The organism is Clavibacter sp. MX14-G9D, from assembly GCF_032917815.1.
Classification (GTDB): domain Bacteria; phylum Actinomycetota; class Actinomycetes; order Actinomycetales; family Microbacteriaceae; genus Clavibacter; species Clavibacter michiganensis_K.
Genome location: NZ_JAVCVL010000092.1, coordinates 1 through 9865, shown reverse-complemented (window position 1 = coordinate 9865; position 9865 = coordinate 1). Strand labels below are relative to the sequence as shown.

The following is a 9865-nucleotide window of genomic DNA, read 5'->3' as shown; positions in this document are numbered from 1 at the left end:
CGCGGATCCACCGCCGTCCGAGCACCCGCGCCGCGACGCCCGACGGGCCGCGTCGTGACCGCCGTGGACGGCCGCCGGGAGACGTCCGGGGCGTCCGGGGCGCCCGCGCGCCCGGAGCAGCGCGCCACCCTCGCGACGTGGCTCACCGACGGCTGGATCGCCACGCGCCGCAACCTCATCAAGATCAAGCGGCTGCCGGACATCCTCGTCTTCACGCTGATCCAGCCGATCATGTTCGTGCTGCTGTTCAGCTTCGTCTACGCCGGCGCGATCGACATCCCGGGCAGCGACTACAAGGAGTTCATCATGGCGGGCATCTTCGCCCAGACCGTGGTGTTCGGCTCCACCTACTCGGGCTCCGCGATGGCGAACGACCTGAAGGACGGGATCATCGACCGGTTCCGCACCCTGCCGATGAGCCCCTCGGCGGTGCTCGTCGGGCGCACCAACGGCGACCTGCTCATCAACGTGTTCTCGATGGCCGTGATGCTCGCGACGGGCTTCGTCGTCGGCTGGCGGGTGCGGTCGAGCCTCCTGGAGGCGCTCGCGGGGGTCGCCCTCCTGCTGCTGTTCGCGTACGCGCTCTCCTGGGTCATGGCGTTCCTCGGCATGAGCGTGCGGAGCCCCGAGGTGATCAACAACGCGTCGTTCCTCGTGCTGTTCCCGCTCACCTTCATCAGCAACGCGTTCGTGCCGAGCGACACGCTGCCGACGCCCCTGCGGGTGTTCGCCGAGTACAACCCGGTGTCCTCCGTGGTGCTGGCCGCGCGGCAGCTCTTCGGGAACGTGCCGCCGGGCACGCCGGTCCCCGACGCGGTGACGCTGCAGCACCCCATCGTGACGACCCTGATCTGGGCGGTGGTGCTGCTCGTGGTGGCCGTGCCGCTGGCCGTGCGGAAGTACCGGACGATCAGCACGCGCTGAGCCGGGCCGGGCCGGGGCGGTCGGCCGCGTCGGCGTCAGCGGAAGATGATGGTGCGCGCGCCGTCGAGCAGCACCCGGTGCTCCGCGAACCAGCGGACGGCCTGCGTGAGGGTGCGCGACTCCTCGTCCTGCCCGATGGCCATGAGCTCCCGCGCGCTCCGCGAGTGGTCGACCCGCACCACGTTCTGCTCCACGATCGGGCCCTCGTCGAGGTCGCTCGTGACGAAGTGGGCGGTCGCGCCGATGAGCTTCACGCCGCGCGCGTGCGCCTGCTTGTAGGGGTTCGCCCCCTTGAAGCCGGGCAGGAAGGAGTGGTGGATGTTGATGATCCGGCCGCTGAGCGCCGCGCACAGCCCGGGGGAGAGGATCTGCATGTAGCGGGCCAGCACCACCAGCTCGATGTCGTGCTCCTCGACCGCGCGCATCACGCGGGCCTCGAACGCCGCCTTCGACCCCTCGTCCGTCACGGGGACGTGCTCGAAGGGGACCCCGTAGAAGCCCGCGAGGTCGGCGAGGCGCCCGTGGTTGCTGAGCACCAGCGGGATCTCGACGGGCAGCTGCCCCGCGCGCTGCCGGAACAGCAGGTCGTTCACGCAGTGCTCGGCCGTGGAGCCCAGCACGAGCGTGCGCAGCGGCCGCCCCACCTCGTCGAGGTGCCACGTGGCGTCGTACCGCTCGACCACGGCGGAGAGGGCGTCGGCCAGCCGGTCGTCGTCGTCCGCGGCCTGCACCTGCAGGCGCATGAAGAACCGGCCCGTGTCGGCGCTCGAGAACTGCTGCGACTCGGTGATGTCGCCGCCCGCCGCGACGATGGCGCCCGCGATGGCGTGCACGATGCCCGGTCGGTCGTCGCAGGAGAAGCTGAGGACGCGGTGGGGCGCGCGGGCGCGGGTGGCCTGGTCGGTCATCCGTCTAGGCTATTGCCTGGCTGCGCGGATCCCGCCGGCCCCGGGAGCTCTCCCGCCGTCACGTCCCCTGGGTCCACATGACGAACACCTCCCCCATCTTCCTGCCCGATCCCGACCGGGCCGTCGGCCGCGCGCGGCGCTCGCCGGCGCCGCACGACGCGTCGGATCCGGCGTTCCGCTTCCCCTGGGTCGGCATCCTGACGCTCGCGGCGTGCGTGTTCCTCAGCGTCACGAGCGAGATGCTGCCGACGGGCCTCCTCAGCGAGATGAGCGGCGACCTCGGGGTCGAGGAGTCGCGCGTCGGCCTCCTCGTCTCGGTCTTCGCGATCGCGGTGGTCGTGTCCAGCGTGCCGCTCGCGGCCCTCACCCGCCGGGTCCCGCGGCACGCGCTCCTCCTCGCGGTGCTCGCGGTCTTCGCGACGAGCAACCTCCTCACGGCGCTCGCGCCCACGTTCGAGCTCGTCACCGCGACCCGCGTGCTCGGCGGGCTCGCCCACGGCCTGTTCTGGGCCATCGTCGGGGCGTACTCGGCGCACCTCGTGCCGCCCGCGCTCATCGGCCGCGCGGTCGCGCTCACCGGCGGCGGCGGGAGCCTCGCGTTCGTGCTGGGCGTGCCCCTCGGCACGGCGGCCGGGCAGGCGTTCGGCTGGCGGGCGGCGTTCGCGGGCATCGGCGTCCTGACGCTCCTCGGGATGGTGCTCGTGTGGCGCTTCCTGCCCGCGGTCGGCCGGCCCGCCCGCGACGCCCCGCCCGTCGTCGCCGCCCGGCGGCCGGGGATCCGGGAGCGCATGTCCGGGCAGGGCGTCGGCGGGGTGCTGTTCGTGTGCCTCACCGCGATGGTGATCATGATCGGCCAGTACGGCTTCTACACGTACGTCGACCCGTTCGTCACGCGCGTCATGGGCATCCCCGAGCAGCAGCTGAGCGCCATGCTCTTCGGCTACGGCATCGCGGGGGCGGTGGGGCTGCTCCTCGCGGGCACCCTGTTCCCGACGCGGCCGCAGCTGGGGGTGCTGCTGGGGCTCGCGGCGGCGGGGATCGGCGTCGCCTCCCTCGCGCTGGTGCCGGGGATGTGGGCGCTCGCGATCCCCGGCTTCCTCCTGTGGGGCCTGGCCTTCGGCGCGATCCCGACGCTGCTGCAGACCCGGATGCTGCACGCCGCGCATCCCGCGTTCCGCGACACGGCCAGCTCCTTCTACACGACGGCGTTCAACGTGGGCATCGGCGGCGGCGCGCTCGTGGGCGGGGCGCTGCTCGACGGGCTGGGCATCGCGTCGCTGCCGGGGGCGTACCTCCTGGTTCTCGCGGTCTCGGTCGTGCTCGTCGTCGGATCCGCGGGTCGGGCCGTCCGCGTCCGCGCGGCCGCCTCCCGCCCGACGACCTAGCGCCGCCCGACGGTCCGGCGCTGCCCGACGGCCTGGCGCCGCCCGCCCCGCCCGCCTGCGGGAGGATGGAGCCGTGACCACGACCCCCGCGCCCCTCGGCCTCCTCCTCGACGTCGACGGCCCCATCGCCAGCCCGATCACCCGGACGCTCGCCATCCCGAGCATCGCCGCCGACCTGGTGGAGCTCGCGGCCGCGGGCGTGCCGATCGTGTTCAACACCGGCCGGTCCGACGCCTTCATCCGCGCGCAGGTCGTCGGCCCGCTCGTCGACGCGGGGCTCCCCGCCGGCGCGCGCGTGCACGCCGTGTGCGAGAAGGGCGCGTCGTGGTTCTCGATCACGCCCGAGGGCGCCGGCGAGGTGCACGTCGACGGCTCGCTCGCGCTGCCGGAGGCGTTCATGCGCGACATGGAGCGCCTCGTCGCGGAGCGCTTCGCGGACTGGATGTTCTTCGACCGCACCAAGCTCGCGATGGTCTCCCTCGAGCAGCTGACGAGCGTCGCCTCCGCCGACTACCTCGCCGTGCAGCCCGACCTCGACGCGCGCGCGGTCGAGATGCTGACCGCGCACGGGCTCGGGTCCGTCCTCGAGGGCCGGGAGACGCCCGACGCGGACGGCCGGGTGCAGGTGCGCGTGGACCCGACCATCATCTCCACCGACGTCGAGTCGATCCGGCTCGGCAAGGACCTCGGCGCCGCCCGCGCCCTGGAGCTCCTCGCCGACAGCGGCCCGCTGCCGCTGCGCTGGCGCACGGTCGGCGACTCGCGCACCGACTACGCGATGGCGGACTGGCTGCACGAGAACGGGCACGAGGTCGCGCACGTCGACGTGCGGCCGGCGGACGGCATCCCCGCGACCCCCTACCCGGTCCTCACGGCCGGCGACCTGATCCACGACCACGCCGGCGCCGCGCTCCTCGCGCACTGGGTGCGCGTCGTCCGCGGCGAGGAGGCGGACGACTCCGCGTTCCTCGCGCCGGGCCGCGCGGCGAGCTGAGCGACGGGATCCGGATCCGCCCCTGTCCCCGGCCGCCGACGGATGTTAGCCTCGGCTAACACTTCATCGGAGAGGCCGTCATGACCCGCACCGCTCCCCCCCGCCGGCGCGCGGGCCGGCCCGTCACCGGCCCGCGCCTGGTGCTCCTGCTGGGCCCCGCCTTCGTCGCGGCCATCGCCTACGTCGACCCCGGCAACGTCGCCGCCAACCTCACCGCGGGCGCCCGGTACGGCTACCTGCTGGTGTGGGTGCTCGTGGCGGCGAACCTCATCGCGGTCCTCGTCCAGTACCAGTCCGCGAAGCTGGGGCTCGTCACCGGCCGCAGCCTCCCCGAGCTCCTCGGGCAGCGCCTGCCGACCACGCGGCGCCGCGCGTTCTGGGTGCAGGCCGAGCTCATCGCCGCGGCGACCGACCTCGCCGAGGTCATCGGCGGCGCGATCGCCCTGCACCTGCTGTTCGGCATCCCGCTGCTGGCCGGCGGCGTGATCGTCGGCCTCGTGTCCATCGGCCTGCTCGCGGTGCAGTCGCGGCACGGGCAGCGGCCGTTCGAGCTCGTGATCGGCGCCCTGCTCCTCGTCATCACCGTCGGCTTCCTCACGGGCCTCGTCGTGAGCCCGCTCTCCGCGTCGGGCATCGCGGGCGGCCTCGTGCCCCGCTTCGACGGTCCGGACAGCGTGCTGCTCGCCGCGAGCATGCTCGGCGCGACCGTCATGCCGCACGCCGTCTACCTGCACTCGTCCCTCAGCCGCGACCGGCACGGCGTGCAGCGGGACCCGGGCGTGCTGCGACGGCTCCTGGCGGCGACGCGCTGGGACGTGATCGCCGCGCTCGCCGTGGCCGGCGCCGTCAACATCTCCATGCTCCTCATCGCGGCGGCGAGCCTCGGGGGCGTCCCCGGCACCGACTCCATCGAGGGCGCGCACGCGGCCATCACCGCGTCGCTCGGTCCCGTCGTGGGCGTCGTGTTCGCGGTCGGCCTGCTGGCGTCCGGGCTCGCGTCGACGTCGGTCGGCGCGTACGCCGGCGCCGCGATCATGGGCGGGCTGCTGCACGTGAAGGTGCCCCTGCTCGCGCGCCGCGTGGTGACGCTCATCCCCGCGCTCGCGATCCTCGCGGTGGGCGTCGACCCGACCACGGCGCTCGTCATCAGCCAGGTGGTGCTGAGCCTCGGGATCCCGTTCGCGCTCATCCCGCTCATCCGCCTCACAGGCGACCGCCGCGTGATGGGCGAGCACGTCGACCGGCCGCTGACGCGCATCGCCGCCTGGGTCGCGGTCTCGCTCGTGGTGGTGCTGAACGTGGCGCTGGTGGCCCTCACCTTCGGCGGGTGAGGGGCGGCGGCCGACCGCGCACGGGGTCAGCCGGCGTCGGAGACCCAGACCGCGGACGCCGCGGCGGGCGTGAGCGGGCGCCCGGCGGACCCGTCGACCGTGACGACCACGGCCCCCGGGTCGGCGTCGAGCGCGGCGGTGCGGACGAGCGTCGCGTCGAGCCCGATGCCGTGCTCCGCGAGCTCGCGCAGCAGCCGCGGGTCCTCGTCGGAGATGCGGCGCACGCGCAGCGGGCGGTCGGCGTGCGCCTCGGCGAGACACGTCGCGTCGGGCAGGTGCGGCTCGCCGTCGGCGGACGGGATGGGGTCGCCGTGCGGGTCGCGCGACGGGTGCCCCAGGTGCGCGTCGATGCGCGCCACGAAGTCGTCGGAGACCGCGTGCTCGAGCACCTCGGCCTCGTCGTGCACCTCGTCCCAGCCGTAGCCGAGCACCTCCACGAGGAACGTCTCGAGCAGCCGGTGGCGCCGCACCATCTGGATCGCGTGCCGCCGCCCGTCGTCGGTGAGCTCGATGCTCCCGTAGGGGCGGTGCTCCACGAGGCCGCGCGCGGCGAGGCGGCGGAGCCCGTCGGACGCGGTGGCCGGCCGGACGCCGAGCCGCTCCGCCAGCCGGGTGACGGTGACGGGCTCGTCGGACCACTCGGTCGCGGTCCAGATGAGCTTCAGGTAGTCCTGGGCGGCGCTGGTGAGCTCGTCGACGGACATGCCGCCATGGTACCGAGCGTCCGCGGACGGCCCTCGGCCGACCCGCGACGCCGGGGCGGTGCATGCTGGAGGGTGACCGCGGGCAGGGACGCCCGCGGCGCATCCGATGGAGGAACCACATGCAGTACCGCACTCTCGGCAACAGCGGCGCGATCGTGTCGACCTACGCGCTCGGCACCATGACCTTCGGCGCGGAGGCCGACGAGGAGACCTCGGGCCGCATCCTCGAGGCCTACGTCGCGGGCGGCGGCACGTTCATCGACACCGCGGACGTGTACAGCGCCGGCGTCTCCGAGGAGATCGTCGGCCGGTGGCTCGCGGCGCACCCGACGGAGGCGGACCAGATGGTCGTCGCCACCAAGGGCCGCTTCCCGATGGGGGAGGGGAACAACGACGTCGGCACCTCGCGCCGCCACCTCGTGCGCGCGCTCGACGACTCGCTCCGCCGCCTCGGCGTCGACACGATCGACCTGTACCAGATGCACGCGTGGGACGCGGTGACCCCGCTCGAGGAGACCCTGCGCTTCCTCGACGACGCCGTGCGCGCCGGCAAGATCTCGTACTACGGCTTCTCGAACTACCTCGGGTGGCAGCTCACGAAGGCCGTGGGGCTCGCGAAGGCGCTCGGGTTCACGCCGCCCGTCACCCTCCAGCCGCAGTACAGCCTGCTCGTCCGCGAGATCGAGTCGGAGATCGTGCCCGCGTCGCTCGACGCCGGCATCGGGCTCCTGCCGTGGTCGCCGCTCGCGGGCGGCTGGCTGACCGGCAAGTACCGCCGCGACGAGGCGCCCACGGGCGCGACGCGGCTCGGCGAGGACCCGGAGCGCGGCATGGAGGCGTTCACGCCGCGGAACGGCCAGGAGCGAACGTGGGCGATCCTCGACGAGGTGCGCCGCATCGCCGACGCCCACGGGTCGAGCTCCGCGCGCGTCTCGCTCGCGTGGCTCGAGGCGCAGCCGGCGGTGACCAGCGTGATCCTCGGCGCCCGCACCGTGGAGCAGCTGGAGGACAACATGGCGAGCGCCGACCTCGACCTCACCGCGGAGGACATCGCGTCGCTCAGCGCGGTGAGCGCGCCCGTGGTGTCCGACTACCCGTACGGCCCGGCCGGCGTGCAGCAGCGCCACCGCGCGATCGACGTGCGCGGCTGAGCCGGCCGCCGGCCGCCCCCTCGTCCGCTCCGGCGACGCGGGGGCGACCGGCACCCGCCGCGCGCGGGGTGATCCGCACCCGCGGGACGTGCCGGCGCACCACGACCTCCAGGGTCAGCTGGCCGCGGCGGGCGAGGATCCCGGCCACGACGGCGGCGGCCAGGGCGGGCACGCCGCCCGAGACGACCATGCCGACGTGCACGCCGAACGCCTCGACGATCCCGCCCATGAGCGGTCCGCCCACGGCCTGGCCGCCGAGGAGCACGAGCACGTAGACGCTCATGACCCGCCCGCGGATGGCGATGTTGCTCGAGAGCTGCACGAGCGAGTTCGCCGCGGTCTGGAACAGCAGCGCCGACATGCCGACCGTGACGAGCACGACGGCGAACGGCGCGATGCCGGGCATGAGGCCCGCCGCCGCCTGCAGGAGGCCGGTGATCCCCACGCCGACCACGATCGTGCGCAGCCGGACGCTCGCCCGCCGGGTCGAGAGCAGCGCGCCCGTGAGCGCGCCGACGGCGACCATGGAGTTGAAGAAGCCGTAGCCGCCCGCGCCCACGTCGTAGACGTCGCTCGCGAACGCCGCCAGCAGCACGGGCATCGTCAGCCCGAAGACGCTGAAGACCGCCACGAGGACGACGGGCCACAGGATGGTCGGCTTCGACCGGGCGTACCGGAGGCCCTCCGCGAGCTGGCCGCGGCGCCGCGGCGCGGGCGGGATGCGGATGAGCTGCCGCGCGTCGAGGCTCCACAGGGTGAGCACCACGACGACGCACGCGAGCGCGTTGATCGCGAACGACCAGCCGGCGCCGACGGCGAGCAGCAGGATCCCGCTCAGCGCCGGGCCCACCATGCCGCCGAGCTGGAACACGGAGGAGTTGACGCTGATCGCGTTGCGGAGATGCTGCTGCCCGACGATCTCGGTGACGAACACCTGGCGCGCGGGGTTGTCGATCACCGTCACGAGGCCCGTCGCGAAGGCGATGGCGAAGATGTGCCACGCCTCGACCCGGCCCGTGAGCGTGAGGACGGCGAGGAGCGCGCTCAGCACGGCGTAGGTGCCCTGCGTGATCATCATCAGCATGCGCTTCGAGCAGCGGTCGACGATGACGCCGCCGAGCAGCCCGAAGAACAGCATCGGCGCGAACTGCATGGCGACCGTGATGCCGACCGCGGTGACGCTGCCGGTGAGCTCGAGGACGAGCCAGTCCTGGGCGATGCGCTGCATCCACCCCGAGGTCATGGCGATGACGTTCGAGGCCGTGAAGCGGCGGAAGTTCGGCACGCTCAGGGCGATGAGGGTGTGGCGCCACGGCGGGCGCTGGGTCTGGATCGGGAGCGGGGCGGTCGGGGGGAAGGCGTTCGGCGGCGGGGTCACTTCATCCTGCGGTGTGCGTTGCGTATGGGCGGATCGGTTCCGTATGGGTCGGCCCTCGTGGGGCCGACGTCGACGCTACCCGCGGCCTTCCCATTCGGATCCCGTCTCGACATGATGAGTGTCATCACCAGATCGAATGGGAGCCCGAGTGCTGGATCCGACCCTGCTCGCCACGTTCCTCGCCGTGGCCGACACCCGCAGCTTCACGCAGGCGGCCGCGCGGCTCGGCGTCAGCCAGCCGACCGTGAGCCAGCAGGTGCGGCGGCTCGAGCGCTCCGTCGACCGCACCCTCATCGCCCGGGACACCCGACGGATGAGCCTCACCGACGCGGGCGACGCCATGGCCGGGTTCGCGCGCACCATCCTCGCGGCCCACCAGGCGGCCGAGAGCTACTTCGGCGGATCCGAGGTGAGCGGCCGCCTGCGCTTCGGCACCGCGGACGACCTGGCCATCACGCAGCTGCCGCGCATCCTCCGGCACTTCCGGCAGCTGCACCCGCAGATCGAGCTGGAGCTCACGGTCACGCAGAGCGGGCCGCTGCACCGGCGGCTCCTGGCGGGGCAGCTCGACCTGATCCTCACGAAGACCACGGTCGACGAGCACCCGTCCGCGCGGCTCGTCGGCCGCGACCGCATGGTGTGGGTCGGCCTCGACCGCACCCTGGTGGAGCCGGGCGCCACGGTGCCGCTCATCGCCTACCGGGCGCCGAGCATCAGCCGGCAGATGGCGATGGACGCCCTCGAGCGGGCCGGCCGCACCTGGCGGATCACCTGCAGCACGCGCGACGTGAACGGCGTCCTCGCGGCGGTGCGCGCGGGCATGGGGGTGGCGGTGCTGCCGCAGGCGCTCATCCCGACGGACCTCGTGAAGGTCACCTCGCGGCTCGGCCTCCCGGAGCTCGACGAGGTCGACTACGTGCTGATGGACCACCCGGCGGGGCCGCGCGCGTCGATCGAGGCGCTGACCTCGGCGATCATGTCGCGCGGGGTGACGCGCGCCAGCTGAGCTCGCGGGCTACCAGCGGGCGACGGGCGGCAGGCCGTCGTCGGCGAGGCCGGCGTCGCGCGCCCGGCCCCGGCGGCCGCGGGT

General features: G+C 73.9%; 9 protein-coding genes. 6 read left to right on the top strand and 3 right to left on the bottom strand.

Features of this window, described 5'->3' with window-relative positions:
* Window positions 1–156 precede the first annotated feature (156 nt).
* Window positions 157–924, top strand: coding sequence for an ABC transporter permease (locus Q6969_RS09015; RefSeq protein ID WP_317230130.1), 768 nt, complete (start codon window positions 157–159; stop codon window positions 922–924).
* A 35-nt stretch (window positions 925–959) separates the two neighbouring features.
* On the opposite strand, the gene purU is transcribed toward Q6969_RS09015, so the two are convergent.
* Window positions 960–1832, bottom strand: a complete 873-nt coding sequence (gene purU, locus Q6969_RS09010) for a formyltetrahydrofolate deformylase (protein ID WP_094116548.1) — start codon at window positions 1830–1832, stop codon at window positions 960–962.
* Between the two features lie 77 nt (window positions 1833–1909).
* Here purU and Q6969_RS09005 point away from each other — a divergent pair, with 77 nt between their 5' ends.
* From Q6969_RS09005 to Q6969_RS08995, 3 genes are all read left to right on the top strand, one after another.
* Window positions 1910–3217, top strand: coding sequence for an MFS transporter (locus tag Q6969_RS09005; RefSeq protein WP_317230129.1), 1308 nt, complete (start codon window positions 1910–1912; stop codon window positions 3215–3217).
* 73 nt (window positions 3218–3290) lie between these two features.
* Complete coding sequence (locus Q6969_RS09000; protein ID WP_317230128.1) at window positions 3291–4211, top strand: hypothetical protein; 921 nt, start codon at window positions 3291–3293, stop codon at window positions 4209–4211.
* An 80-nt stretch (window positions 4212–4291) separates the two neighbouring features.
* Entirely contained in the window at window positions 4292–5542 is a 1251-nt protein-coding gene (locus tag Q6969_RS08995; RefSeq protein ID WP_317230127.1) for an Nramp family divalent metal transporter, read from the top strand.
* A 26-nt stretch (window positions 5543–5568) separates the two neighbouring features.
* Here the strand turns inward: Q6969_RS08995 and Q6969_RS08990 are convergent, their stop codons facing one another.
* Window positions 5569–6246 (bottom strand): metal-dependent transcriptional regulator, encoded by a 678-nt coding sequence (locus Q6969_RS08990; protein WP_317230126.1) that lies wholly within the window; start codon window positions 6244–6246, stop codon window positions 5569–5571.
* 119 nt (window positions 6247–6365) lie between these two features.
* Between Q6969_RS08990 and Q6969_RS08985 the strand changes: the two genes are divergently transcribed.
* Window positions 6366–7397 carry an aldo/keto reductase gene (locus Q6969_RS08985; RefSeq protein WP_317230125.1) on the top strand — a complete coding sequence of 344 codons (1032 nt, stop codon included), beginning with the start codon at window positions 6366–6368 and terminating at the stop codon, window positions 7395–7397.
* On the opposite strand, the gene Q6969_RS08980 is transcribed toward Q6969_RS08985, so the two are convergent.
* Entirely contained in the window at window positions 7306–8775 is a 1470-nt protein-coding gene (locus Q6969_RS08980; protein WP_317230124.1) for an MFS transporter, read from the bottom strand. The two genes, Q6969_RS08985 and Q6969_RS08980, sit on opposite strands and share 92 nt — an antisense overlap.
* A gap of 148 nt (window positions 8776–8923) precedes the next feature.
* Between Q6969_RS08980 and Q6969_RS08975 the strand changes: the two genes are divergently transcribed.
* Entirely contained in the window at window positions 8924–9781 is an 858-nt protein-coding gene (locus tag Q6969_RS08975) for a LysR substrate-binding domain-containing protein (RefSeq protein WP_317230123.1), read from the top strand.
* Window positions 9782–9865 lie beyond the last annotated feature (84 nt).

Excerpts from the sequence above, each read along its gene's own strand:
- purU (WP_094116548.1), bottom strand. The coding sequence starts at position 1,832 with ATGACCGACCAGGCCACCCGCGCCCGCGCGCCCCACCGCGTCCTCAGC.
- Q6969_RS09005 (WP_317230129.1), top strand. The coding sequence starts at position 1,910 with ATGACGAACACCTCCCCCATCTTCCTGCCCGATCCCGACCGGGCCGTC.
- Q6969_RS08995 (WP_317230127.1), top strand. The coding sequence starts at position 4,292 with ATGACCCGCACCGCTCCCCCCCGCCGGCGCGCGGGCCGGCCCGTCACC.
- Q6969_RS08990 (WP_317230126.1), bottom strand. The coding sequence starts at position 6,246 with ATGTCCGTCGACGAGCTCACCAGCGCCGCCCAGGACTACCTGAAGCTC.
- Q6969_RS08985 (WP_317230125.1), top strand. The coding sequence starts at position 6,366 with ATGCAGTACCGCACTCTCGGCAACAGCGGCGCGATCGTGTCGACCTAC.